This is a genomic window from Pseudoalteromonas haloplanktis ATCC 14393, assembly GCF_000238355.1.
Taxonomy (GTDB): domain Bacteria; phylum Pseudomonadota; class Gammaproteobacteria; order Enterobacterales; family Alteromonadaceae; genus Pseudoalteromonas; species Pseudoalteromonas haloplanktis.
This window is the reverse complement of record NZ_AHCA01000003.1, coordinates 90,068-116,847: the sequence shown is the minus strand read 5'-3', so window position 1 is coordinate 116,847 and position 26,780 is coordinate 90,068. Positions and strand designations below refer to the sequence as shown.

Genomic DNA, 26,780 nt, shown 5'->3' with positions numbered 1-26,780 from the left:
TAATGAAGAAACTATTTAAAGGTTTTGCTGTTGCAGCAGTACTATCTGTTTCTGCAGGTACCGCGCTTAATGCACATGCAAATACAGATGCTTTAGATAAAATCCTTGAGCAAGTAAAGCAAGAGCGTATCTCTGAAGGCAAAATCAATAAGCAACGTGAGCAAGAGTTTTTAGCAGATCGTGCTGATAAGCAAGCGTTACTTAACAAAGCGAAAAGCCAATTAGCTGCTGAAAAAGCACGTGGTGATAGCTTAACAAAGCAATATGCACAAAACGAAAACACCTTAGCTGAAAAAGAAGCAGCTCTTCAAAGTGCACAAGGTACTTTAGGTGAGATGTTTGGTGTTGTACGTCGTGCAGCACAAGATGCAATCGGTTCAATCGAAGCATCACTTGTTTCTGCTGAAAAGCCAGGCCGTGCTGAAATCTTACGTTCATTAGCTGCTGCTAAAGAACTTCCAACAGTACGTGAATTAGAAGAGCTTTGGATTTCACTACAAACTGAAATGACTGAGTCTGCTAAAGTTTCTACATTTGAAACTGAAGTTGCTGGTCTTGACGGTAACCCATCAGTGAAAAAAGTAACACGTATCGGTAACTTTAACTTAGTTACAGACGACGGCTACTTAATCTATTCACCAGAAACTAAATCAATTCAGCCGCTAGGTAAGCAACCTGATAGCTATATCCTTGCTGGTATCGATGAGTTAGCAAATACTTCTGCTGATAACTATGCAGGTGTATACGTGGATCCAACACGTGGTGCTATCTTACGTATCAATACACAAAAAGCGACGCTTGAAGAATACTTCCACCAAGGTGGCGTAGTTGGTTACATCATCACTGCGTTATTAGGTTTAGGTATCTTAATCACAGCAGTTCGTTTTGTTGACCTTACACTTACTACAAGTAAGATTAAGAGCCAACTTAAAAATGTTGCTACACCGAATACAAACAACCCACTGGGTCGTATTCTTAAAGTGTACCATGATAACAAGAACCAAGACGTTGAAAACCTTGAGCTTAAATTAGATGAAGCGATTCTTCGTGAAACGCCACGCATTGAAGCTGGTATCAATATCATTAAAATTCTTGCTGCAATCGCGCCGTTACTTGGTCTATTAGGTACGGTAATCGGTATGATCTTAACGTTCCAAACAATCACATTGTTCGGTACAGGTGATCCGAAAATCATGGCAGGTAACATCTCTCTAGCACTTGTAACTACTGCGCTAGGTCTAATTGCTGCATTACCACTTATTCTTCTTCACGCTGTTGTTGCGGGTCGTAGTAAGTCGGTATTACACATCCTTGATGAGCAAAGCGCGGGTATCGTTGCGACTCACGCGGAGAAGGAGAAAGCCTAATGCTAGTCCTGATGGAGATCTGGGAATCTATCAGGGATTTTGTTGGCACAGGCGGCCAGGTTTTATACGTGGTCGCGATAGCACTCTTTCTTATGTGGGTTTTAATGATTGAGCGCTATTGGTTCTTACTTGCTGAGTTTCCTCGCATGTCGAAGGAAATTGTAGCTAAGTGGGATGCCCGCCAAGACACTACGTCTTGGTACGCACACAGAATCCGTGAAGCATGGATTTCTGAAGCGTCTGAAAAATTAGATCAGCGTATGTTGTTGATTAAAACATTAGTAGCTGTTTGTCCTTTAATAGGCTTACTTGGTACAGTAACGGGTATGATCGCGGTTTTCGAAACCATGGCCAGCCAAGGTACAGGTAATGCACGTTTAATGGCATCAGGTATTTCAATGGCAACAATCCCAACAATGGCTGGAATGGTTGCGGCACTATCTGGAGTATTCTTTAGCTCACGCCTTGAGGCAAGAGCGAGAATGGTGAAAGCCAAACTTGTAGATAGCATGCCTCATCACTAGAGAGAGAATTAAATATGGCACGTAAACAACGTTTTCGTGAAGAAGAAGAAGCAGCGGTAGATATGACACCAATGCTTGACATCGTATTTATCATGCTTATTTTCTTTATCGTAACTACATCGTTCGTTAAAGAGGCTGGTATCGAGGTCAATAAACCAAAAGCGGCCCAAGCTACGAAGCAAAAAAATGCTAACATTTTTATTGCGATTCGTAACAACGGCGAGATCTGGATTGATAAGCAACAAGTTGATGTTGAACGTGTTTCAGCAAAAATTGAAAGCTTACTAGCAGAACAACCTACTGAAGTTGTAATTTTGCAAGCTGATAAAGAAGCAAAACACGGCACAGTGGTTAAAGTTATGGACCAGATCAAAGCGACGGGTGATAACCTGAGAATTTCAATAGCTGGAGATCAGTAATGATTCGTTTTCTGTTTTCACTGATTGCAGGTGGGGCAGTTACTTTCGGCTTGTTCTACTTCATGGCCTTCCTCATCTCTGGTGGGGCTGACCGTAATACAGAACAAAAAGAGCAGATCATAGTCGAAATTATGACGAATCCGCCTGAATCTAAGGTGCAGGAACGGAAGCGTGTACCGCCTCCGCCGCCTCCACCGCCAAAGCAGCCGCCTAAACCGCAGCCGCCACAGCCGGAAAACAACAACCCTAATCCGGGTGCAATGTCATTTAATATGGGCAGCATCGATGTGGGAAGTTCGGCCGGTGGTCTAAGTGGTCCAGGGGCATTTGGACGAGATGGTGATGCGACACCTATCGTTCGTATTGAACCAAAATATCCAACACAAGCGGCACGTGATGGTAAAGAAGGTTGGGTACAACTTTCGTTCTCAATCGATGAGCTGGGTGGGGTAACTGATGTTGAAGTAATTGACGCAGACCCTAAACGCATCTTCGATAGAGAAGCTAAGCGTGCACTGAGCAAGTGGAAATACCGTCCTAAAATCATTGACGGTAAGCCGCAAAAGCAAGTTGGTTTACAAGTTCAGCTAGACTTTAAAATTAACCAAGGCAACTAAGGAGGCAAGTAATGAGAAATTTATCTAAAGTAACAGCACTTGCGGTACTTATGTCTCTCTCGGGTGCAGTATTTACTGCACCAGTTCTAGCAGCGCCGGATGCCGCAAAGATTGAAGCGCGCAAAAAAGCTAAGACTAGAGTTATGGGTGAGCGCGTTGGTAAAAAAGTTATTAAAGCGTTTGACTTGTATAACGAAGAAAAGCTTGATGAAGCAATCGCCATGTTGAAAGAAATCGAAGCGTCTGATGATTTCGACAAAGCAACCGTTAACCGCTACTTAGGTAGTATGTATGGTCAAAAAGAGCAGTATAAAACTGCGATTAAACACCTAGAGTTAGCTGTTGCCCCTGATATTTTAAATTTTGCTGATCAAGAGCAAAGTTTAAAAACATTAGGCGATATGTACGCGGGTACTGAGCAGTATGAAAAAGCTAAAAAAGCTTACGTAGCGTGGATGGATTTTACTGGTGAAGAAGATGCGACGGTTTATACTCGTATAGCCCAAGCTAACTACCAGTTAGGATTATTCAAAGACGTTTTTTCACCTGCTGATAAAGCAATTAAACTTCAAAAAGAGCCTAATAAAGGCCCTTATCAACTTAAATTAGGTTCTTACTTTGAACTTAAAGACTATAAAAATATGGTTAAAGTTGGTGAAGAAATTGTTCGTATCTGGCCTGGCGATAAAAAAGCATGGGTAAGTTTAGGTAAATACTACCTTCAGACGGAAGACTATAAAACAGGTCTTGCGACGATGGAAGTAGCTTACAAAAACGGTTACTTTGAAGCTGAAGTTGATTATAAAGTTTTGTCTAACTTCTATTCATTGAATGAAATTCCTTATAAAGCCGCTAAGGTTTTAGAGAAGTCAATTGATGATAAGATTGTTAAACGTACTAAACAAAATATCAGCGCAGTGGCAAGTAATTACCATCGCTCTAAAGATATTGAAAAAGCAGCTAAGTACTATGAAGAAGCCGCAAAATTTGATGACGACGCTGAGCTTTACCGCAAAGCAGGTTCATTATTATTGCAGTCGCAGAATTATAGTGCAGCCGTGGTTCGTTTGAACAAGGCGCTTGAATTAGGTTCTGATAAGCAAGGAACTATTTATTCAGATTTAGCAGAAGCTTATTACTATCAAGAAAAGTATAAGCAAGCTTATGCTGCAATTACTAAAGCAATGGATGACCCTCGCACTCGCAAGTTTGCTAAAGGTTGGTCTACATTTATTAAAGATAAAGCCGCTCGCAACGGTGTTAAAATTTAACTTTAATTTGCTATAGCAATTATTAAAAAGCCCCTCAGGGGCTTTTTTTATTGGATTACACTGATGATAAAACACCTAATATGGCTATGTCTCTTAGTGCTTTTTTTGAGTGCATGCGGTGATACAAACAACCAGTATCAAAATAAAGAGCAAGCTCAACAAGCATTGCAGAGATTAAATCAATTTCTAAGACCAACAGATGCAATTAGCAGTGTGTCTGAGTCACAGTTTCCATTCAGTGCTGCCTATTTAAAGGAGCGGCACAATATCTATAAAGCTATGAAAGGGCTTGAGTTAACACCAGCTGCGCAGAGCTCATTGGATTATCTTATTATTGCAGAGCGTTTTCCGCAGCGTTATTTTACTTGGCCTGCACATATTCCAGTGCTGGATAATATGCTGGATCACAATCAGCATAACGACATTACTGACGCTATTAATAACTGGATTGGCTTTACTCAACAACAACTAGTAGCAGCTAAAGAAAGTAAGCTAAGACTCAATTCAATTGAACTTACTGCGCTACAGTCACAGGTAACGAAAAGCCTTGCTCGTAGTGACTTACCTGAGACAATTAAGCGCACACTTATTCAGTTTAATGATTATTTAGCCAGCTATACGCCACGCGGGAGTGTTGGTTTATATGGCTTATCTAATGGCGGGCCTTGGTATCAAAGTAAATTAAATTACTTTTCTGGTATAACTAAAGCACCAATAAACTGGTTAGTTGCAATACAAGCTCAGCTAAAGGACATGAAGCAAGTCCCTTACATGATTACTTTTGCTGAGAATCATCAGCATTCAGTACTTGCACAACGTTTTACATTATCTAAGCAGAACACAGCTGGTTTTGATTGGGCACAGAATTACCATGAGCTCACACTTAATGCAGCAGAAATCGCAACACGGCTAACGCCTGAAGAGCGCACATTTTGGTTAGCTATGATGGAAACCGACTTGGGGATCCATTACCATGCTTGGACTGTGCAACAAGCGAGAGTGAATTTACTGAAACATTTACAAATGACGCCACAACAAGTTGATTATTTACTTGCTGATATCATTTTTTACCCAGCACAAAGCTTCTCGTTTGCCTCATTACTTACACCGCAGTAACTACATTATGAATTTGACTCGCAGCGTATACAACGTTGTACAGTTGGATCGGCATTAAGCCGTTGCGAGTCAATTTTTTCCTCACAATCACAGCAATAACCATATTGACCAATATCTATTTGGCATACCGCAGCTTCAAGCTTTTCTAAGCGAGTAATACTTTCTTTATATTCAGTGCCAAGCTGTTTTTGCATGAGCTCTAACCATTGCTCAGGGTTATTCTGTTGCAAGGTTTCAGCAAGTGATTGATGTAATAGGTTAGTTGAGTTTGATAGTGTGAAGAGCAAAGAAGCCCTAACTTGATCTAACTCTTGATTTAAATGTTGTAGGTGGTGTTGAGCATTGACCATTATCATTATCCTGATTGAGCAATGCTGCAGTATTCATTAATTAAAAAAAGTCTACTATGATGTGTGTCAAATTAAGGTGCAATAGCGTATTTTTTCAAAACATTAGCGACATCTTCTTTTATCTTTAATCGTCTTATTTCATCAAATAATATATCTGCTTGACTATATTGACGTTTTAAATAGCCTAACCATTGCTTAGTACGCGCAGCAAAATACTTTTCGTCTTTGGCTGGATCCTGATGTATTGCAGAGTGAATTAAGTGATACAGCACATGCTCCCATTGTAATCCTGTGTATTGCTCATTGTTTACATGTGCTTTTATTTTGCGGGCTAAATCAGGGTGTGAGAGTGCACCACGACCAAGCATTAAATCTGTACAGCGACTGCGTTGCTGACACAGTAATGCATCTTCTACTTGCCAAATTTCACCATTTGCGACCACCGCAATCTCTTTATCTTTAATCAGTGGTGGAATTTTTTCCCAATAAGCAGGGGGGTTGTAGCCATCGCGTTTAGTACGGGCATGGATAGCTATGCTTGTAGCACCAGCGCTAACAACAGCATCAACAATTTCTTGGCTATTACTATCATCATCAAAGCCTAAGCGAATTTTGGCACTGACTTGATGCTCACTAGGTACTGCATCACGGACTGCTTTGATGATTTCATACATGTGCTCTGGATCTTTGAGTAGCACAGCCCCGCCTTTGCTCTTGTTGACGGTTTTCGCTGGACAACCAAAATTAAGGTCAACCCCGTGGGAACCCAATTCGATTACTCTTACCGCATTTTCAGCTAAAGCATGTGCCACTTGACCAAGTAATTGGATACGTACAGGTGTACCAGCGCGAGTTAATCCATGATTGGTAAGCTCTGGGCAGTAGCGATTAAACACTTTGTCAGGTAGACAAGCATCTATTACACGAACAAATTCTGTTACGCATAGATCAAAACCACCAATATCGGTGAGTAGTTGACGCATTTTAAAGTCGACAACTCCTTCCATAGGCGCTAAAACTAATTTCATAATAGAGGCACTTAATACTACTGCAAAGGGAGCGTAGTCTACCTGTATACTGAAGCTACCTCAAGATGCCAATCATGCAGCTAAGCTATAAATGCTTAGCTATAATATATATTGATAAATCCCGATTTTACTCCCATAGTTAATCTCGTCAGTTGTGTGACTTTTGCCGTGAAAGCAAAAATAATGTAAAAACTTGCGAGCAAGTGAAATATTATTTTTTGTAGCGAGGTCTACTAATATACCCAAACCACCTCAAGATACAGAATTAGTATCTTGAGGTGGTTTGGGTATACATCCTTTGTTTAGAGAGAGTCATAAAATGAATACAATTAAGAAGAATTCAATTGCGTTAACATTAGGCGCAGTCGTAGTTGGCAGCACAAGCTTTATTTCTGCAGATGCTCAAGCTAACCCTTTTGAATTTCAACAAATGGTAACGGGTTACCAAGTTGATGCTACCGAAGGTAAATGTGGCGAAGGTAAATGCGGTGGTGATGCAAAAGAGCACAAAACTAAAAAAGAAGGCAAGTGCGGCGAAGGCAAATGTGGTGGCGATGCTAAAGACGCAAAAGCCAAAAAAGAAGGTAAATGCGGCGAAGGTAAATGTGGCGGCGATGCTAAAGACGCAAAAGCGAAAAAAGAAGGCAAGTGTGGCGAAGGCAAATGCGGTGGCGATGCTAAAGACGCAAAGGCCAAAAAAGAAGGTAAGTGCGGCGAAGGTAAATGCGGTGGCCGTAGCTAATTAAGTTTTACGATTAGTCGCAATGCATAATAAGGGCCTGCATAGGCCCTTTTTATTGGTGGAGATTAAAATGGCAGAAATGAAACAAGATGAATTTGGCATGGTAGGTCTTGGTTTGCGCCGTGAGATGCTCGACGAGCTGCTCACCCAAATACCAAGTCAAATTGATTTTATGGAAGTGGCACCAGAGAATTGGTTAAAGTTGGGAGGACGATTTGCCAAACAGTTTAAGCAACTGACAGATACAAATAATTTCGTTTGCCATGGTTTATCATTGTCTATTGGCTCTGCTGAACCGCTAGATATTGAATTTGTAAAATCGTTAAAAGTGTTTTTCGACACCCATAATATTAAACTTTTTAGTGAACACCTTAGTTATTGCTCAGGTAGCGGTCATATGTATGACTTAATGCCTATTCCCTTTACAGAAGAGGCAATTAAGCATGTTGTACCGCGCATTAAGCAAGTACAAGATATTTTAGAGCAGCAAATCGCCATTGAAAATGTTTCTTATTATGCCGCGCCAGATCAGCAGATCAGCGAATTGGATTTTACTAATGAGGTTCTGCAGCAAGCGGACTGTAAATTGCTCCTTGATGTAAATAATATATATGTGAATTCAATCAATCATGGTTACGACAGTGCACATTTTTTAGCAAATTTGCCCTCACATCGAATTGCTTATGGGCATGTTGCAGGACACTATAATGAAGCGGATGATTTAATTATTGATACTCACGGTGCCGATGTGATTGATCCGGTATGGCACCTACTTGATCTTGCATACCAACATCACGGTGTGTTTCCTACTTTATTAGAGCGTGACTTTAATATTCCAAGCGTAGCTGAGCTTATAAAAGAATTAGATATAATTCATCAGTTACAAGCGAAGCATGCGATTACTGAAAATAAAGAAAGTGCTTAATATGAGTTTGATTGATACCCAAAATGCCTTTATGGCGCATATACGAAACCCGCAACGACAAGCAAAGCCTGATGGTATCGAAGATCGTCGCATGGCGATTTACCGTGATTTATTTTTTAATAATATCAACGGTTTTATTTCCTCAGGCTTCCCAGTTTTAAAAACACTCTACTGTGATGATGACTGGTTACAGCTAATTCGGCGTTTTTTTGCTGAGCACGATTGTCAATCACCTTACTTTTTGGATATTGCCGCTGAATTTGTTGCATATTTAAGCAGTGACTACACATTTCAAGCAAGTGATCCTGTATTTATGCTGGAGCTTGCCCATTATGAATGGATTGAGCTTGATGTATCTATAGTGCAAACAGACTTAATGGAGTGCCCCATTACTGGGGAGTTATGTGAGGCGGCGTTATACTTAAGTAGTAGCGCTAGAAATCTAAGTTATCAATTTCCTGTACAGCATATCAGTGCTGATTTTCAGCCACAGCAGCCTAGTGAGCAGCCTCATTACTTTGTGGTGTATCGTGATATAGACGATGAAGTGCAGTTTCTTGCGACCAATGCAATGACAGCTTTGCTGTTGTCTATTATAGATAGTACACCGGGTATTCAATTATCTGCTCTGGTAGCGCAAGTTGCGCAGCACGCCCAACAATTTACAATAGAACAATTACAGCAAGGTGCAATTGCGACGCTAAGTGCGATGGCAGACCGTGGCGTCATCGTGACAAAAAATCACGCTTAAAACCTTTATTGATTATTTTACATCGTCTATTATGAGCGCCTTAATTTGTCGCGCTTAATAAAAGGTAGTACCAATGTCTGAAGATAAAGATTTTAAAGACCCATTTAATGCAATGTATTTTCTTGCATTTTTAGCTGTGTTTGTTGGGATCGGCTGCTTAAATGCAATCCTAGGTTGGATCACCACAGTATCTTAATTTTGCACCAAGCAAATTCAGAGGCTGCCTTTGCAGCCTTATCTTTTTCTAAACTTCCTGCCGACAACTGATTTTTGTGATGTTATACTTATTTGCTTTGTAATATTACAGATAAAATAATTTAAATTATGACTCAAGTAACTCCATCTATCATCAAAGATAGTATTACTACTATTGCGGACTACCCGAAAGCGGGCATTATGTTCCGTGATGTAACAACGTTAATGGCTGATCCGGCTGCATTCCAAGCAACTATTAATGCATTCATTAGTGCCTATAAAGATCAAGGTTTTACCAAAATCATTGGTACTGAATCTCGTGGCTTTATTTTTGGTGCACCACTTTCATATGCGCTTGGTATCCCGTTTATTCCTGTGCGCAAACCGGGCAAGTTGCCACGCGCTGTGATCTCTCAAGATTACCAGCTAGAATATGGTGAAGATATTTTAGAATTACATACAGATGCGATTGTCCCTGGTGATAAAGTGCTCTTAGTGGATGACTTATTAGCGACTGGTGGTACGATCGAAGCGACTGCTAAGTTAGTGAACAAATTAGGTGGTCATGCGACAGATGCAGCATTTGTAGTATCGTTACCTGAACTGGGCGGCGAGCAACGTATTGAAAAAATGGGTATTAAAATTCTTAAATTGGTTGAATTCGAAGGCGAATAATTAATGAGTTATCAAGTCCTAGCGAGAAAATGGCGACCACAGACCTTTCATGAACTGGTTGGACAGTCACATGTGAAACAAGCATTAGTCAATGCTTTAACACAAAATAGACTGCATCACGCTTATTTATTCACTGGGACTCGCGGGGTGGGTAAAACCACCATCGCGCGAATTTTCGCAAAAAGTTTAAATTGTGACGAAGGGATTTCGGCACAACCTTGTGGGCAATGTAGTAGCTGTACAGATATTGAAGCAGGGCGTTACATTGACTTGCTTGAAATTGATGCGGCATCACGGACGAAGGTTGAAGACACCCGAGAAATTCTTGATAACGTACAATATGCCCCCACTCGTGGTCGCTACAAAGTGTATCTTATCGATGAAGTGCATATGCTCTCAAAGCATAGTTTTAACGCATTATTAAAAACGCTTGAAGAACCCCCAGAGCACGTTAAATTTTTACTCGCCACCACTGATCCACAAAAACTTCCGGTCACAATTTTATCACGTTGTTTGCAATTTAATCTCAATTCATTATCGCAGTCTGAAATACGCCAACAACTTGAGTATGTATTAGGCGAAGAAAAACTCCGTTTTGAAACACAAGCACTGCAAATTATCGCCAAAGCGGCTGATGGTAGTATGCGTGATGCATTGAGCTTAACCGATCAGGCAATTGCACAAACCAATGGTGATATCAAGCATCAAGCAGTACAAGCAATGTTAGGCTTGATGGACAACCATTATAGCCAACACTTGTTGGTCGCATTATTAGCCCAAGATGGCGCTGCATTAATGGCGCAAATAGAGCAAGTCGCCAGCAAGCATGCAAATTATACGGCTTTGTTAGACGATCTTATCGGTCTGACACATTTAGTGCAGTTAAGCCAATTAGTGCCTGATGCAGCCAAGTTAGATGATTACAACCGAGAATTTATTAGTGAAGTAGCGCTTAGCTGCGACTCACAGCAAATTCAGGTTTATTATCAATTGCTGCTTAACGGTAAAAAAGATTTACAATGGGCGCCTGAACCACGTTTAGGTTTTGAAATGATCATGCTGCGTTTAATGGCATTTCAACCAATTGATAACCAAGCTCTTGTCAGCACAACCTCAACAGCCACATCGGCTGATGAGAAGCGTGATCGTGCGGGCTCTCTCAGGGATATTCTTAATAAAAATAAGCCTACACCATCAGAATCTATTGCTGATCAAACAACTGAGCACGCCACTTCATCTGTGGTGGTTGTTGATGATGAAAAAACAATTAGGAATACTGATACCCCCCAAGTTATAGAGCAAGAACAAGAGCAGGGACAACAGCCATTTAGCGTAGCGAATAATCAGCTTATGCAAGCGACGTCAATGACGCCGCAATTGAACAATATACATGACACTGAGTACGCATCAGAGGCCGAACTTGAGCAACAGTTAGCATCACAATATGATGATGTGATGAGTAACGCGGTTGAGCAAGGTTTTCAGCCTGACAATGCTCATCATGGTGAACAAACAGATTCGGCTTTACACAGTAGCAATTCGTCAGTGGAACCAATGGCGACAGATATTAGTCAACAAGAAGCGCAAGCACAGTCTGCAATTGCTCGTATTTTACGTGATAGAAATATTTCAGGTGCAGGCACTTTATCTGGTGGAAAAGCATCAACTCAGGTGCAAACGAGTCCCCCTCCCGAAATTGAGAGTACTCCTGACGAAAAAAAGTCACAACCCCAGATAACGGGGGCACCTAGTCAAGCCGAGGCTGGCAGCTACACACCTAAGAGTATGCCAACAAAGGTTATCAAGCCTGACTTTAAAGAAAAGCATCAGACGATAGTAGAAAATTTAGCGCCCGAGTTATTGGAGCAAATTAATCCACAAAAAGTGGTGGCTGAGGCAGAGCCTGAAATAAATATTCAAGTGCCGGATGATTTTCAAAGTCAGATCAGCGATATTCGTTTTGCGCATCAGCAAGATGAGTGGGCTTATTTAATTAAGCGTATGGGGCTTGGTGGGCGGATGCGTCAGTTTGCATTGCATTCAATTTATTCTAAACAGCAACAACAACTGCATTTAGAAGTGGATGAATCACAAAAACACCTCGATACCCCGATGTTACGGCAAAAGTTAAGTGCAGCACTTGCAGCTATCTATGAGCACAATGTTGAGTTGACAATTAACTTTGCAGCAGGAGTAATTGACTCGCCGTATTTAATTCAGCAAAAAATAGATGCGGGACGTCATCAGCAAGCGATCGATGTGATCAACAATGATGAAAACATCGTGCAGTTGCAGCAGCTATTTTCTGCAATTATCGATGAAAACAGTATTCAGGCATTGTAATTCACTGCAATAGCCCTTATCTTCATGGCAATTAGAAATAGAAAGAGAGAAAGTTATGTTTAAAGGTGGAATGGGTAATATGATGAAGCAAGCGCAGCAAATGCAAGAGCGCATGCAAAAAGCCCAAGACGAAATTGCTAACTTAGAGGTGGTTGGAGAAGCCGGTGCTGGTTTAGTCAAAGTAACGATGCTTGGTAACCACAATGTTCGTCGCGTTGAGCTAGATGAAAGCTTAATGGAAGACGACAAAGACATGATTGAAGATTTACTTGCTGCGGCGTGTAATGACGCGGTACGCCGTGTAGCTGAAGAAACACAAGAGCGTATGAGTAAAGTAACAGGTGGTATGCAATTACCACCTGGTATGAAAATGCCGTTCTAAATTTATTACAACACAACCGTTGTTTAAAAGCCCAAGTTTTACTTGGGCTTTTGTGTTTTTAAACTAGAAGTCCTTACTGATGGATTTACACTACTACCTACTGAGCATCTGCTAAGCCGATTTGAGTCACTCTGCGTTTGGTAATTATTGCTAAACCAAAGCTTATCAAAAATAGTAAAGCTAAAGGCCAAATGGCAAGAGGAATTGTGCTTGTTGGCATGTTGAATTGAGGAGTGGTTGCTAAATCAGTCAATGTAGGTTTGGCATTGCAGCCGTTACAAGGAGAGAAATCACCTGCTTGACTTGCTTTTACAATTTCTGTTTTAAAAAAATGCTGCAGCTTTTGATGGTGTTGCTCTACCGCTGACATGTAGGCATGCTGGCTCAAATACGGTTCCTATCGAGGTGTTTTGTACGGATGCATCATTAACTAATACCTCGCCTAGGGTTTTTACGCGTTGGTTGCTAATTAGCTCTTCAGAGAAAGATTGAATTGAGATAGGGATATTCTGTGCATCTTTAGGGCCGAGGGCTGACGCGTTAATATCGCGAGTGCTGTACAAAGGTGTACGCGTACCATGGACTTCTATTTTTTCTAATTCGTTTGCTATGAGGCTCTCTGAGTTGACCAAGCAAGCTAAGACACTGACTGTAATTAAAGACTTTTCCATGATGTTCCTGGCTAAAGATTATATTTTTATTGCGATTTGTAAAATGTTATAATGTATCAACTGCGTCAGGGTTTAATCATTTTTGGGAACATGCTTTTGAAAATAGTTTTTATTAATAGTTGTGCAGTGATGTTTTTCGAGCTGCCTAAGCGGAATGTTTTCTGATATTATCGCGTATGTAGCATGATTAAGGATGAAGAATTTTGTATCCTTAATCGGCTTGGGTATATCCTATGAATAAGCCAATCACTTTCGTCATTATTAAGGTGCTAAAAGTATTTTATGCAATTATCAACTTCTCTTTCTGCACTCATTGAAGCGTTGCGCTGTCAGCCAGGCATTGGACCAAAGTCTGCACAACGCATTGCATTTCATTTACTTGAGCGTGACCGTAAAGGTGGCGCTCAGCTAGGTGCTGCACTGAGCAAAGCAATGACCGCGATTGGTCATTGTCAATCGTGCCGTACATTTGCAGAGCAACCACAGTGTGAAATTTGTTTGAGTCCAAAGCGCCAAGACAGTGGTATTTTATGTGTGGTTGAATCACCTACTGATGTGTTGGCAATCGAACAAACAGGGCAATACAAAGGTCTGTATTTTGTGCTGATGGGACACCTATCACCCATTGATGGCATTGGCCCTAATGAAATTGGCCTTGACGTGCTTGAGCAAAAGTTGCAGCAAGGCGGCATCAATGAAGTGATTTTGGCAACTAACCCGACGGTTGAAGGCGAAACCACAGCGCATTATATCGCTCAGCTGTGCCATCGCTATAACGTTGCTGCATCACGTATTGCACATGGCATTCCAGTTGGCGGAGAACTTGATTTACTCGATGGTATGACCTTGATGCATGCTTTTAGTGGCCGACGTGTTGTCAGCCAAAGTTAGTTTTATTGTACTAAGTCAAATTCTTTGAAAGCTAAAGACAGGCATTTTCAGGCTTTTTATTAGACAATTTAAAATAAGTTATACCAATCGTGATAAGTTACAGACCATTTATAACGCAGTTAGCGCTTTATTTAGCTCGCTAGAATGGTTAAATATTTAAGCCGATTGGTATTAGCTAACTGCTAACCAAACACCTACGCCGATCATTAAAGAGCCAGCAATTCGATTCATCCATTTTATGTTGTCGCCTCGATTTAAAAATAACCTTAAACTTTTTCCGCCAGTGGCATAGAGCATCATGCAGGTAAATTCACTGAGCATAATAATAGCCACTAAAATACTCAGTTGTGGTGCAATGGCATAATCAATATTAATAAATGGCGGCAACAGGGAAATCATAAATGCCCAGCCTTTGGGATTGGCAATGGCGGTGATAAAACCTTGCGAAAAAAGTGATTGTCGGCTGACTTTTACAGGGTTTTGTTCGCTAAGTTGTATGGTTGCTTTTGCACGCCACATTGCAATACCAATATAGACTAAGTACGCTGCCCCAAGCCATTTTAATCCATTAAAAACAGTTGGGTAATTGAGCATCATACTAGCAACCCCTGCCACGGCGGCAATCGCTACAATGGCAACACCAAGTAACTCACCGATCATCATCCACATGGTTTTGCGTACACCAATACTCATTCCTAAGGTCATGGCTAAGGTCATACACATCCCAGGAGTAATAGAGACAAAAAAGAAGGTTGGTATAAATGCTGCCAATACAGCTAAGTCGAACATGTCGATATCCGTTGTTTATATGCTTAGAACGCGCAATAGTAATGGTTTTTGTAATGCTTATAAACCAGTAGTTAGAACTTTTTAAAGCTCAATTTTAGTTAGAATTGTTTTTATTTAGATGTAAATATTTTAATTTAATTGTTTTTGTTGATTGGAATAAATTATTTGAATGTAATAAAAGGATCTGTTAACTTCACGCTTCCTTAATCATTTATTCATTATTTATCTATTTCTGGTGATTTTATATTCACCACGTGTGCTGATCAGTTTAGTAAAAGAAGCATTCAAATGTTCTTCAGTCTTGATAGATAAACTATGTTTTGGAGTTTTGATGAAACAAAAAACGGTAAAAAAAACCATAGTGGCGACGCAAATCGCCTTATTATTAGGATCTGCTTTTTCTTTTACAACATTTGCAAATGAACTTGATCAAGTAGCAAGGCCATCAACCGCCGAACAAGATCAGCAAAAGCAAATAGATAACGATGTAGAAGTGATTCAAGTCACCGGTATTCGTGGTTCATTACGTGATAATTTAAATAATAAACGCTTTTCTGACGCAATTGTTGACTCAATAAACACGGAAGATATTGCTAAAAATCCCGACCGCAATATGGCAGAGGCCTTACAGCGTGTACCAGGTGTGCAAATTACGAATGAATTTGGCGAAGGCTCACAAGTGTCAATCCGTGGTACTGCACCACAATTTACTAATACACTGTTAAACGGTCAGTCTCTTGAATCAGCAGCTTCACTTCCATTAAGGGAAGAAAGCGCTTCATTCGATTTTTCATCGATGTCTGCTGATCAAATATCTAAGATTGAAGTATTTAAATCACCGCAAGCCAATCTACCAGCTGGTGGTATTGGCGGAACCGTAATTTTACATACGAAAAAGCCATTAGAGCGTGAAAATCATTCTGGTTACCTTAAAGCTGAAGCGAACTATAACGATGCGTATGATAAAACGTCACCACAGATGAGCGGCCTTTACAATTGGATAAATGAAGAAGGCTCATTTGGTACATCACTCAACCTCAGTTACCAAGAAGTTAATACCCAGCGCGATGGTAATGAAGCGATTGGTGGTTGGTATGGCTATTATCGTAATGATAAACCGAACCAAATAAATAACTCGCTTGATGATAACAACGTCTATAACACCAGCAGTGATACTTATGAAAAGCCAGGCGCTTATTGGGGGATACCTAATTCCGCTCGCTTCTTTCGTGAGAAAAAACGTTTAAATGGTACGCTTGCTTTTCAATATCAACCAACGGATGAGCTAAACTTTAATTTAGATTATACCTATAACTACAACGATAATGACAACGAATCGCACGCGATGCTTATGCGCAACTATTATTTAGCACGTTGGGCTTATTCTACGGGTGAAGCTAACTCGGCTCCAGGCTACGATGTTGACCGTATTCAAGATTTGCTATTGCATGCGCAAGGTAATGTAAATGATATTACCGCTGTTAATTCGCAGGGGGTTCGCTATGGCGATCCTATCAATAACTTACTTGCGATGGAGTTTCAGGATCGAGATGGCAGCGATGCCAGTAATGATCAATTAAACTTTACCGTTGATTATCAGTTTGATGATGTGTTTGTTAAATTTCAAGTTGGCCGTTCTACTTCAGAGTCTTACGTGTCTGATTTTGGTACTGAGTTTAACTTAAATTTCCAAGAAGGCGTGGATACCGGTCTCAGCGATGTGGGGGTATATTATGATTATGATGCTGACTCAAATACGCCGGGCTGGGGGGTAACAGGGGGAGCCGAAAACTGGCTTGCAAACCCAACCTCTGAAATGTACCTCAATGGCTTTTTTAAACGTGAGCAATTTAGAGAAAATAATGAAAACTATTTTCAAGGTGATATTACTTGGTCTTTAGATAATGAATTCTATATCACATCTATCGAATCAGGCTTTAAAATTCGTAAAAAGTCCTCACAAAACTCACGTTATCTTGCTAATTCTAAGCGTGGCGAAGGAGAGCGAATTATTGCAGGAGAGCTTGCCAGTGGGACTATTTCAGGTGTCCGTGACGGCGTAGGTACTTTCCCGCAAGCATTTTTTGATGTGGATAAAAATGTGCGTGATGATATTTGGCAAAATGATCATCTAGTTGTTGATAATTTAGATAACTGTGAAGCAGCATTAGCTGCGGATGGGTCTGGTTATCGTGGTTGTCGTACCGGCTTCCAAGAAGAGCAGGCGCAATTTTACGATCAAGGCAGTGATATCAACGAAGCCTATATTATGGCAAATATTGGTGGTGGAAAATGGCGTGGTAACATCGGCGTTCGTTTTGTAGATACTGAGCGTTCATCACTTAACTATCAAAGTGTGGGGGTCGATGAACTTGGTAATACTATTTGGCAGCCTGTATCTACTCAATCAGATACGCAAGACGTATTGCCAAGTATGAACCTAAGCTACAATTTGACCGACGAGTTAGTTATACGCACAGCGGCCTCTAAAGTGATTGATCACCCAAGCTTGGCACAATTACGAGATGGTTACGATATTAGTGGTACTTATAATGATCAAGGTGCGGTTAACGAAGAGGATGCACAGCGCGTAGGTGTTGTGGGTAACCCTGATTTAGCATCATATCAAGCAAATCAATTTGAACTTGGTTTAGAGTGGTACTTTACTGATTCGTCGCTAGTTGGTATTACGGCTTTTTATAAAGACTTAAAAAATATCATCCGTAGCCAAACCTCCATCCGTGATTTAACGGGAGCAGGTTTATACACTAATGATGGTCAGCTGGCTGAAGGTGAGTACGCAATTACCTCTAACTATAATGTTGGTGAGCAGCAAATTAATGGTTACGAAGTGCAGCTACAGCATGATTTTGGTAATGGTTTTGGAGTACAAGGTAATTACACTTTTATCAATGTGCCTGATGAAGAATTTACTTCGCAAGATTATACACCAATCACTGAAACCGATGATAATGGCGATGTTATTGTAACTGGTTTTGAAACTGATACACCTTACACTGAAAACGTTCGCTCTGAAGGTAACTCAAAACACACAGGTAATGCACAAGTGTATTTTGAAAATGAATCGTTTTCCGCGCGCCTTTCTTATAATTATCGCTCACAGTATTTTGTTGGCCCTGACTCGCAATCAGACCTTGTGGTTGATGATAGGCAGTCAATTGATATGAAACTGACTTATCAAATTACTGAGAATATTATGTCAACTTTCTCAGTAACAAATTTGCTGGATGAAGCACAAGAATATTATTTCATTCGTAAACAAATTGAAGTGCCAGAAGGTGGTATTCCTCAAGGACAAGAAGCTTATTACACGCAGCGTAAAGAAAAGGTTGCAGGTAATAACTACACGACCGGGCGTAACTTTTATGTTGGCTTGAACTGGAATTTTTAATTTTTACTTATTTCAGCTTGTTAAAAACCACTTATTCGTAAGTGGTTTTTTTACTAATATATTTTTGCTTTGTTGGTAGCTTTGAATTAGGATCAAATCAGTTTAAAACCAAGAACTAATGCCCTGTGTCTAGATTACTTATAGTTATTGCCGCCATTTTCTTAAGCTTCACTGCGACAGCGGTTGAAGTGACTGATCTATATCAAGATGTTTTAAAAGTATCTGACAAATCTCGTGATGCTCGATTGAATGCCAGCCGTGAAGCGTTACTCAATGTACTGGTCAAGGTCAGCGGTGATCCCAACGCGGATAAAAATCCTGCCGCTCAGCAACGCAGCAAAGATATTTCAGATTACATGCTCAAATTTGAGTACGACGAAAAAGCAGATGGTCAACTGAATTTGGTGGTTAAATTTGAGGCGAATAAGATCAACGCCCTTGTCAAAGAACTCGGCCTGCCGTTGTGGGGGACGCGTCGTCCACTTGTGGCTATTTGGCTTGCCATTGAAGACAATTGGCGCCGTGAGCTTGTGACACAAGAAAGCTACCCACAACTAGAGCAATTAATTTATAGTACCGCGGCCCGTCGTGGCGTGCCTGTTGTGGTACCGTTACTTGATTTACAAGACCGTGCGCTGGTAGGTATACCAGAAGTGTGGGGGAACTTCTCTGAGCCGGTAGAGCAGGCGTCAAGTCGTTACAGTGCTGAACGCAGCATTACCGCACGATTGTACAAACAAGCAGACAGCGAAGTATGGCTACTTGATTGGCGATTTACAAACGACGACTTATTCGAAGCAAATAGAGTCTCTGGGGATAAACAACAAGCAATCGCTTTAATGATTGACAGTTTAGCCGCAGGGTTGGCAACTGAGTACGCGGTTGATCCAAACTCCACATCGCAGCAGGCTCAAGCGGTATTTAAATTAAAAGGCACCAACAACTTTGTTGATATTGAATTGGCAAAACGTCAGTTACAAAGTCTAAGTGTAGTGACACAAGTGACTATTATCTCGCGTACACCTGAGGTGGTTAGTTTTGCTCTAAATCACACTGGAAGTATGAATGATTTGCAAAAAGCATTAGAACTTGACCGTGCCTTTAAACCCTTTGTGGACCCGCGTGCATTTTACCCTGTAGCAGCGAAAAACGATCTAGAATATCAGTGGGTTGGTCTCTAATGCAGGCAATGGAACCGGTGCAAATGGCATTACCGGTAACATTACCAGATGATGAAACCTTTGCCTCTTACTTTGGCGGCGAAAACTCACTGGAAGTAAGCCATTTAAAAAATGCGTTTGCAAGTTTGTCGACCACATTTCAGTATACTTACTTGTGTGGCTTGGGGGATTCGGGTAAATCACATTTACTGTATGCAACCTGTATTCATGCCCAAGAGCATGGCTTATCGACTATGTTGTTATCCATGCGAGAAGTGATTGATTTTGGTCCTATGGTGCTTGATGGTTTAGATACCCTCGATGTGTTGTGTATTGATGATGTGCACTTAGTCGCTGGCAACGATGCTTGGGAAAAAGCACTGTTTAACTTTTTTAATCGTTTTAATGAACCGGGTAAGTGCCTAGTAGTGACCGCTGATTTGCTCCCTGACATGCTTAACATTAGTCTGCCAGATCTTGAATCAAGGCTAAAGTGGGGCACCACATTTCAAATTCGCTCAATGAGTGATGATGATAAAGCCGAAGCTTTAGTGAAACGTGCCAATATGCGAGGTTTAGAACTTAGTGATGAATGTGCGCGGTTTTTATTAACCCGCTTAAGTCGTGATATGCGAGCACTGCTCGATGTGCTTGATAAACTCGATCATGCATCAATGGCCGCACAACGTAAACTCACCATCCCGTTCATAAAATCCACCCTCAAACTCTAGTTAAATCTGCGGATGTTCCCATTTTGTTTAATCAGAATGGGAAAGAATTCAAGAAGATTGGTATAAGGTCTAGAATCTAGCCTGTGCTTTCAGTTATCATTAGCTATTACTAAAATGCAATCACCTCTGTGAAAGATCAGGTATCGAATGAACTTAGAAAATATATTAGCGCAAGCACTTGAGGCGGTCGCCAGTGCCAGTGAAATCGCGCAGCTTGAAGATATCAGGGTTAACTACCTTGGTAAAAAAGGCGAAATCACTAACCTATTAAAAACCCTTGGTAAAATTGCCCCTGAAGAACGCAAAGAAGCGGGTCAAGTGATCAACCAAGCCAAGCAAGACGTGCAAGTTGCAATTAATGAAAAACGTGAGTTACTGGCTAGCAAAGCCCTTGAAGAAAAGCTCGCTGCTGAAACAATCGATGTAACCTTACCCGGGCGTGTTATGCCAACAGGTGGTTTACACCCAGTAACACGTACAATTGAACGTATTGAAAGCTTTTTTGGTGAATTAGGTTTTGCTGTTAAATCAGGCCCTGAAGTAGAAGATGACTTTCATAACTTTGACGCGTTAAATATTCCTGAGCATCACCCAGCTCGCGCTGATCACGATACCTTTTATTTTAATCCAAAATTGGTTTTACGTACGCAAACCAGTGGCGTGCAAATTCGTACCATGGAAACCGAACAACCGCCGCTGCGTATTATTTCGCCTGGGCGTGTATATCGCAACGATTATGACCAAACTCATACACCAATGTTCCATCAGGTGGAGGGCTTAATGGTTGATACAGATGTTAGCTTCACAGAGCTAAAAGGTATTTTGCATGATTTCTTACGTAACTTTTTTGAAGAAGACATGGAAATTCGTTTCCGTCCTTCATTTTTCCCATTTACAGAGCCTTCAGCTGAAGTGGACGTAATGGGCAAAGACGGCAAATGGTTAGAAGTATTAGGTTGCGGAATGGTGCACCCGAATGTACTTAAATCTGTAGGTATCGATCCTGAAAAATACACCGGCTTTGCTTTTGGTATGGGTGTCGAGCGTTTAACCATGTTGCGATATGGTGTGAACGACTTACGAGCGTTTTTCGAAAACGATTTAAAATTCCTTAATCAGTTCCGTTAAGAGTGAAGAAATAACATGAAATTTAGTGAAAAGTGGTTAAGAGAGTGGGTTAATCCTGCAATTGACACGCAGGCTCTTTCGGAACAGTTATCGATGGCTGGCCTAGAAGTAGATGGTATAGAGTCAGCTGCTGCAAAGTTTTCAGGCGTGGTTGTCGGTGAAGTGGTTGAGTGCGGCCAACACCCAGATGCAGACAAATTACGCGTAACAAAAATTAATGTCGGTGGCGATGAGCTACTCGATATTGTGTGCGGTGCACCAAACTGCCGTCAAGGCATTAAAGTTGCTGTAGCAACTGTTGGCGCTGTGTTACCTGGCGATTTTAAGATTAAAAAAGCCAAACTACGCGGCCAACCGTCTCACGGTATGCTGTGTGCGTTTGTAGAGCTAGGTATTAGCGAAGAAGGCGACGGCATCATGGAGTTACCAAGTGATGCACCTGTGGGCACCGACTTACGTGAGTATTTAAGCCTTGATGACAACATCATTGATGTTGATTTAACCCCTAACCGTGGCGACTGCCTTGGTATTAAAGGGATTGCCCGTGAAGTAGGTGTACTTAACAGCATTGATGTTAAAGCACTGGATATTCCTGCGGTGACACCGACAATTGACGATAAAGTATCGATTGAATTGGTCAATGAAGATGCGTGTCCACGTTACTTAGGGCGTGTGATCAAAGGCATTAACCTAGACGCGCAAACGCCACTGTGGATGGTTGAAAAACTGCGTCGTAGTGGTGTGCGCGCAATTGATCCTGTCGTCGATGTAACTAATTATGTGTTACTTGAACTTGGTCATCCAATGCACGCGTTTGATTTAAATGCTATTGAAGGTGGTATCAAAGTGCGTAGCGCCAACGCTGGGGAAGAGCTGGTATTACTTGATGGCAACACAGCAAAGTTAAATGAATCGACATTAGTGATTGCCGATCATAACAAAGCGCTTGCTATTGCAGGTATTTTTGGTGGTGAGCAATCAGGCGTTACAGAGCAAACGACTGATATTTTATTAGAAAGCGCGTTTTTCAATCCGGTAGCAATTGCGGGTCAAGCTCGCAGCTACGGCTTACATACTGATGCATCGCATCGTTATGAGCGAGGTGTTGATTTTGCACTACAACATGATGCAATGGAGCGTGCAACAGCCTTACTACTTGAAATCGTAGGCGGTCAAGCAGGTCCTGTGGTTGAAGCTGTTGCAGCTGATAAGTTACCTAAGGTCACCGAAGTGCGCCTGCGTCGTGCACGTTTAGACCGCGTTATTGGCCATCATATTGATGATGCGAAAGTAACAGACATTTTAACCCGCTTAGGCCTTGATGTTAAAATTGTTGATGGTGTGTGGAGCGCGGATGTACCAAGCTACCGTTTTGATATCCGTATTGAAGAGGACTTAATCGAAGAAGTTGCTCGTGTATATGGTTACAATAGCATTCCAAATGTAGCACCAACTGCTAAATTAAAAATGACTACGCACAATGAAGCGACAATTGCGGTGAATAAATTCCGTAATACCTTAGTGACTCGTGGTTACCAAGAAGCAATCACATACAGCTTTGTTGATCCTAAAGCACAAACTATTTTGCACCCAAATAGCGATGCGCTCGTTTTACCACATCCTATTTCGATTGAAATGTCGGCAATGCGAGTGAGTTTAATGCCGGGTTTACTTGCGTCAGTAATGTATAACCAAAACCGTCAGCAACCACGTATTCGTTTATTTGAGCATGGCCTTAAATTTTTACGTGATGAGAATGCTGAAAATGGCGTTAATCAAGTGGCGGTTATTGGTGGTGCGATCACCGGTCTTGCCCATGGTGAGCACTGGATTGAAGAAAAACGTGTCGTTGATTTTTATGACTTAAAAGGTGATGTTGAAGCATTACTTTCATTAACCAATGATATAACACGTTTTGAGATCAAAGCAGAACAATCAGATGGCCTACATCCGGGTCAATCTGCAGTGATTTATGTTGATGGTAAAAAAGTTGGTTTTTTTGGTGCTATTCATCCTCAAGTACAAAAATCGTTAGATATCAATAATGCGACTTATGTGTTTGAAATTGAAATGTCTGCCATTGAAAAAAGAAATTTACCAGAGGCTGTTGGAGTTTCGAAGTTCCCTTCAAACCGCCGCGACATCGCGATTTTAGTGGAAAATCAGGTTAAATCTGGCGACATTTTATCAGTGATAGAAAAAGTTGGCGGAAATCAATTGGTTGACCTAAACTTATTCGATGTGTATAAGGGCAAAGGTATTGAGCCAAATTACAAGAGTTTGGCGATTGCTCTAACACTGCAGGCGGTTGATAGAACACTCGAAGAGAAAGATATCAATCTAGTAGTTGATAACGTGGTGGCCGCACTGGCCGAACAGTTTAATGCATCGTTGAGGGACTAGATATGGCGCTTACTAAAGCCGACATAGCTGAACACCTATTTGAAAAATTGGGGATCAATAAAAAGGATGCCAAAGATTTAGTTGAAGCGTTTTTTGAAGAAATCCGCTCAGCGCTTGAAAAAGGCGAGCAGGTTAAGCTCTCTGGATTTGGTAACTTTGATCTTCGTGACAAGAAAGAAAGGCCTGGCCGTAACCCGAAAACAGGGGAAGATATCCCTATTTCGGCGCGACGTGTTGTGACTTTTCGACCGGGTCAAAAGCTGAAAACTCGTGTTGAAGTCGGCACGAGCAAATAAATTAAAAAAGGCAGCGTAAGCTGCCTTTTTCTTTGCTATTGCGCAAATTTATCAGTATTAAATATTGAGCCTAAAATTCGCGTGGTGAGACAAACTGACCGGATTGGATGCTGTCATAAGTTTGCTGTGCCAATGTATCTAAACTATCCAGACTTTTTCCTGCCGCAGTTAATTGTTGTTCAATCGGAAATATTTCGACATTGGTTATTCCAGAAAGCTGTGCAACCTTGGCAAAAGTATAGGCGTGTTTATATTTTTCATGTTTATAAAATAAACTGACCAAAGTGGTGTAAATTTCAGGGTTGGGAGTTTCGTTTGCTTTATTTAACTCTAAAGTTTTATAAAGTAAATCAATAGTCTTTTCTTCATCAAATTTAATAAAGTAACTGGCTAAGAAAAACTGCATTTCAGCACTTTGTGTCACACTGGGATCGTTTTCAAGCGCAAGCAACTTAGTAAGTGCTGACTGATTATTATTGCGTGACCAGTGATAATATAATAACCCAGGATGCTCAGTATTTTTGGTATCTTGATAAAGCCGTGTCATTTCTTTGATGCTGGTTAAGTGTGCTTCTACACGAGATGTGGTCTTTGTTTTTAATTTGATATGCTCAATTTTTGCTGCTAGCGAGACACACTGATCGTATTTTTCAAACCCTTTCAATAATAGGTACTTGTTATCATCTGTTGGTTGTTTATATTCATGATAGCGGGCCATGATCACCTCAGCGCGGAGCGCTTTACAGTGACTGTCTGTATTTAAATCATTACATAACCCCGGTGTATCCTCACACACTTTAGTAAGTGTTAACGGTTGTTCGCACCCAGTTAACGCTAATAAACTTAGTAAAACACTTACCCTAAGTAACATTCCTTAACCCCACCTTAATAATTTCTTTATTATTCTAGCTTAATGAATTGCTCTGTAACAGTGGAGAATAAAGTTAGTTTAAATTAGAATAGCGCTGCCCACTGAGGCGTATTGCTCTCAAAACACAATATGTCTTAAGGCTATCCGTTCAAAAATTGTTTAATTAGGTAAAAAACATGACCTCATCTCACGAGTTAGAATACACAAATAGTTGGCAAGAACGCCAAGATTACGCTGAAAGCATGCAACCTATCATCGGTAAGCTGTATCGTAATCGCGGTATTGAAATCGCTGTATATGGCCGTCCTCTCGTTAATGCTAGTACTATTGACATCATCAAGTCTCATAAAACAGTGGCACAATTTGAAGGCACTAAATTACGTTTACGCGAAAGCTTCCCGTTTTTAGAAGCCATCAGCAAAATGGATTTAAACTCTGCACGTATTGATATCGGTAAACTTGCTTACGGTTATTTATTTAACGATGCGGCAAATGGTCGTTCTATTGAAGCGTATTTAAACGACGAATTAGCTGAAATTATTAACTCACAAGCAAAAGAGCCACGTGATGTTGTGCTCTACGGCTTTGGCCGTATTGGTCGTTTATTAGCACGTTTGTTAATTGAAAAGTCAGGTCCTTATGCTGATTTACGTTTACGTGCGATTGTTGTACGTGGTGGTAAAGATGGCGATCTTGAAAAGCGTGCGAGCTTATTACGTCGCGACTCAATTCATGGTCCATTCAATGGGTCAATCACCATTGATAAAGAGCGCAATGCAATTAAAGCAAACGGTAGCTACATTCAAGTTATCTATGCTAATTCACCAGATGAGATTGATTACACCTCGTATGGTATCGAAAACGCACTTATTGTTGATAATACCGGTATCTGGAAAGATGAAGCAGGGCTTGGTTTACACCTAAAATCAAAAGGCGCAGCGAAGGTCTTATTAACGGCACCGGCAAAAGGTAATATCAAAAACATCGTATACGGTGTTAATAACCACGATATTCTGCCTGAAGATAAAATTGTTTGTGCTGCAAGTTGTACAACAAATGCAATTACGCCAACATTAAAAGCATTGAATGATAAGTTTGGTATTAACAACGGTCACGTAGAAACAGTACACTCGTACACCAATGATCAAAACTTAATTGATAACTATCATAAAGCAGATCGTCGTGGTCGTGCTGCAGCGCTTAATATGGTTATTACTGAAACTGGCGCAGCAAAAGCTGTTTCAAAAGCATTGCCAGAGCTTGAAGGTAAATTAACGGGGAACGCAATCCGTGTTCCTACACCAAATGTATCTTTAGCTATTTTAAATCTTAACCTTGCTACAGGCACTACGGTTGAAGAATTAAACTCATTCTTACGCCATGCTGCTCTGCATTCTGAGTTACGTGATCAGATTGATTACACAGCCTCTACTGAAATCGTATCAACCGATTTAGTGGGAAGTCGTTATGCGGGTGTGGTTGATTCACAAGCGACCATTGTTGACGGTAATCGTGTCGTACTTTACGTTTGGTATGATAATGAGTTTGGTTACAGCTGTCAGGTTGTGCGCTGTATGCGTGATATGGCTGAGGTCTCATTCCCAAGCTTACCGCGTTAATAGGTCATAGCTTAAAATCTTTACAAAAAGCCAGCATTTGCTGGCTTTTTTAGTCGTGAATGTTTTTTCAAAACCAAAGCCATGTGGTAGGCTGTGTCTAGTTT

26 protein-coding genes are annotated in these 26,780 nt (G+C 40.9%); 21 read left to right on the top strand and 5 right to left on the bottom strand.

Annotated elements, in window-relative coordinates; translation table 11 throughout:
• Positions 1-2 precede the first annotated feature (2 nt).
• The 6 genes from PHAL_RS0107430 to PHAL_RS0107405 all read left to right on the top strand — a co-directional run bounded on the left by PHAL_RS0107430 (position 3) and on the right by PHAL_RS0107405 (position 5,314).
• A complete protein-coding gene (locus PHAL_RS0107430) occupies positions 3-1,367 on the top strand; it encodes a MotA/TolQ/ExbB proton channel family protein (protein WP_016707787.1) in 1,365 nt (454 codons plus the stop codon).
• Complete coding sequence (locus PHAL_RS0107425; RefSeq protein WP_016707786.1) at positions 1,367-1,891, top strand: MotA/TolQ/ExbB proton channel family protein; 525 nt, start codon at positions 1,367-1,369, stop codon at positions 1,889-1,891. The genes PHAL_RS0107430 and PHAL_RS0107425 overlap by 1 nt, the downstream gene beginning before the upstream one ends.
• 14 nt (positions 1,892-1,905) lie before the next feature.
• On the top strand, positions 1,906-2,310 hold the full coding sequence (locus tag PHAL_RS0107420) for an ExbD/TolR family protein (RefSeq protein ID WP_016707785.1): 405 nt from the start codon (positions 1,906-1,908) through the stop codon (positions 2,308-2,310).
• Positions 2,310-2,927, top strand: coding sequence for an energy transducer TonB (locus tag PHAL_RS0107415; RefSeq protein ID WP_016707784.1), 618 nt, complete (start codon positions 2,310-2,312; stop codon positions 2,925-2,927). The genes PHAL_RS0107420 and PHAL_RS0107415 overlap by 1 nt, the downstream gene beginning before the upstream one ends.
• Before the next feature lie 11 nt (positions 2,928-2,938).
• Complete coding sequence (locus tag PHAL_RS0107410; protein ID WP_016707783.1) at positions 2,939-4,198, top strand: hypothetical protein; 1,260 nt, start codon at positions 2,939-2,941, stop codon at positions 4,196-4,198.
• A gap of 105 nt (positions 4,199-4,303) precedes the next feature.
• A complete protein-coding gene (locus PHAL_RS0107405) occupies positions 4,304-5,314 on the top strand; it encodes a hypothetical protein (RefSeq protein WP_138973935.1) in 1,011 nt (336 codons plus the stop codon).
• 5 nt (positions 5,315-5,319) lie between these two features.
• On the opposite strand, the gene PHAL_RS0107400 is transcribed toward PHAL_RS0107405, so the two are convergent.
• The gene (locus PHAL_RS0107400) at positions 5,320-5,664 is read right to left on the bottom strand and encodes a TraR/DksA family transcriptional regulator (RefSeq protein ID WP_016707781.1); all 345 of its coding nucleotides are present in this window, start codon (positions 5,662-5,664) and stop codon (positions 5,320-5,322) included.
• A 71-nt stretch (positions 5,665-5,735) separates the two neighbouring features.
• A complete protein-coding gene (locus PHAL_RS0107395) occupies positions 5,736-6,692 on the bottom strand; it encodes a tRNA-dihydrouridine synthase (RefSeq protein ID WP_016707780.1) in 957 nt (318 codons plus the stop codon).
• Between the two features lie 319 nt (positions 6,693-7,011).
• On the opposite strand from PHAL_RS0107395, the gene PHAL_RS0107390 reads away from it, so the two are divergent.
• The 7 genes from PHAL_RS0107390 to PHAL_RS0107360 all read left to right on the top strand — a co-directional run bounded on the left by PHAL_RS0107390 (position 7,012) and on the right by PHAL_RS0107360 (position 12,705).
• Entirely contained in the window at positions 7,012-7,434 is a 423-nt protein-coding gene (locus PHAL_RS0107390; protein WP_016707779.1) for an HvfA family oxazolone/thioamide-modified RiPP metallophore, read from the top strand.
• A 70-nt stretch (positions 7,435-7,504) separates the two neighbouring features.
• Positions 7,505-8,359 (top strand): HvfB family MNIO-type RiPP peptide maturase, encoded by an 855-nt coding sequence (locus PHAL_RS0107385; protein ID WP_016707778.1) that lies wholly within the window; start codon positions 7,505-7,507, stop codon positions 8,357-8,359.
• 1 nt (position 8,360) lies between these two features.
• The gene (locus PHAL_RS0107380) at positions 8,361-9,110 is read left to right on the top strand and encodes an HvfC family RiPP maturation protein (RefSeq protein WP_016707777.1); all 750 of its coding nucleotides are present in this window, start codon (positions 8,361-8,363) and stop codon (positions 9,108-9,110) included.
• A 73-nt stretch (positions 9,111-9,183) separates the two neighbouring features.
• Positions 9,184-9,306, top strand: coding sequence for a hypothetical protein (locus tag PHAL_RS24640; protein ID WP_016707776.1), 123 nt, complete (start codon positions 9,184-9,186; stop codon positions 9,304-9,306).
• A 128-nt stretch (positions 9,307-9,434) separates the two neighbouring features.
• Positions 9,435-9,980: an adenine phosphoribosyltransferase gene (gene apt, locus PHAL_RS0107370; RefSeq protein WP_016707775.1), complete on the top strand. Its 546-nt coding sequence runs from the start codon at positions 9,435-9,437 to the stop codon at positions 9,978-9,980.
• A gap of 3 nt (positions 9,981-9,983) precedes the next feature.
• Entirely contained in the window at positions 9,984-12,323 is a 2,340-nt protein-coding gene (gene dnaX / locus PHAL_RS0107365; protein ID WP_016707774.1) for a DNA polymerase III subunit gamma/tau, read from the top strand.
• A 55-nt stretch (positions 12,324-12,378) separates the two neighbouring features.
• Positions 12,379-12,705, top strand: a complete 327-nt coding sequence (locus tag PHAL_RS0107360) for a YbaB/EbfC family nucleoid-associated protein (RefSeq protein ID WP_016707773.1) — start codon at positions 12,379-12,381, stop codon at positions 12,703-12,705.
• 323 nt (positions 12,706-13,028) lie between these two features.
• On the opposite strand, the gene PHAL_RS0107350 is transcribed toward PHAL_RS0107360, so the two are convergent.
• Complete coding sequence (locus PHAL_RS0107350; protein WP_016707771.1) at positions 13,029-13,376, bottom strand: hypothetical protein; 348 nt, start codon at positions 13,374-13,376, stop codon at positions 13,029-13,031.
• 282 nt (positions 13,377-13,658) lie between these two features.
• On the opposite strand from PHAL_RS0107350, the gene recR reads away from it, so the two are divergent.
• Entirely contained in the window at positions 13,659-14,267 is a 609-nt protein-coding gene (gene recR / locus PHAL_RS0107345; RefSeq protein ID WP_016707770.1) for a recombination mediator RecR, read from the top strand.
• A 171-nt stretch (positions 14,268-14,438) separates the two neighbouring features.
• Here the strand turns inward: recR and PHAL_RS0107340 are convergent, their stop codons facing one another.
• The gene (locus tag PHAL_RS0107340; protein WP_016707769.1) at positions 14,439-15,056 is read right to left on the bottom strand and encodes a LysE family translocator; all 618 of its coding nucleotides are present in this window, start codon (positions 15,054-15,056) and stop codon (positions 14,439-14,441) included.
• A gap of 331 nt (positions 15,057-15,387) precedes the next feature.
• Here PHAL_RS0107340 and PHAL_RS0107335 point away from each other — a divergent pair, with 331 nt between their 5' ends.
• The 6 genes from PHAL_RS0107335 (at position 15,388) to ihfA (ending at position 24,186) form a co-directional block, all read left to right on the top strand.
• Positions 15,388-18,468 (top strand): TonB-dependent receptor, encoded by a 3,081-nt coding sequence (locus tag PHAL_RS0107335; RefSeq protein WP_016707768.1) that lies wholly within the window; start codon positions 15,388-15,390, stop codon positions 18,466-18,468.
• Between the two features lie 125 nt (positions 18,469-18,593).
• A complete protein-coding gene (locus tag PHAL_RS0107330; RefSeq protein ID WP_016707767.1) occupies positions 18,594-19,649 on the top strand; it encodes a DUF2066 domain-containing protein in 1,056 nt (351 codons plus the stop codon).
• Positions 19,649-20,359 carry a DnaA inactivator Hda gene (hda, locus tag PHAL_RS0107325; protein WP_016707766.1) on the top strand — a complete coding sequence of 237 codons (711 nt, stop codon included), beginning with the start codon at positions 19,649-19,651 and terminating at the stop codon, positions 20,357-20,359. Before PHAL_RS0107330 ends, hda begins: the two co-directional genes overlap by 1 nt.
• A gap of 147 nt (positions 20,360-20,506) precedes the next feature.
• On the top strand, positions 20,507-21,487 hold the full coding sequence (gene pheS, locus PHAL_RS0107320) for a phenylalanine--tRNA ligase subunit alpha (protein WP_016707765.1): 981 nt from the start codon (positions 20,507-20,509) through the stop codon (positions 21,485-21,487).
• A 15-nt stretch (positions 21,488-21,502) separates the two neighbouring features.
• Positions 21,503-23,890, top strand: coding sequence for a phenylalanine--tRNA ligase subunit beta (gene pheT / locus PHAL_RS0107315; protein WP_016707764.1), 2,388 nt, complete (start codon positions 21,503-21,505; stop codon positions 23,888-23,890).
• 2 nt (positions 23,891-23,892) lie between these two features.
• On the top strand, positions 23,893-24,186 hold the full coding sequence (gene ihfA, locus PHAL_RS0107310) for an integration host factor subunit alpha (RefSeq protein WP_016707763.1): 294 nt from the start codon (positions 23,893-23,895) through the stop codon (positions 24,184-24,186).
• A 70-nt stretch (positions 24,187-24,256) separates the two neighbouring features.
• Here the strand turns inward: ihfA and PHAL_RS0107305 are convergent, their stop codons facing one another.
• Entirely contained in the window at positions 24,257-25,057 is an 801-nt protein-coding gene (locus PHAL_RS0107305) for a DUF2989 domain-containing protein (RefSeq protein ID WP_016707762.1), read from the bottom strand.
• Positions 25,058-25,233: 176 nt separating this feature from the next.
• On the opposite strand from PHAL_RS0107305, the gene PHAL_RS0107300 reads away from it, so the two are divergent.
• Complete coding sequence (locus PHAL_RS0107300; protein WP_016707761.1) at positions 25,234-26,676, top strand: glyceraldehyde-3-phosphate dehydrogenase; 1,443 nt, start codon at positions 25,234-25,236, stop codon at positions 26,674-26,676.
• The last annotated feature ends 104 nt before the right edge of the window (positions 26,677-26,780 follow it).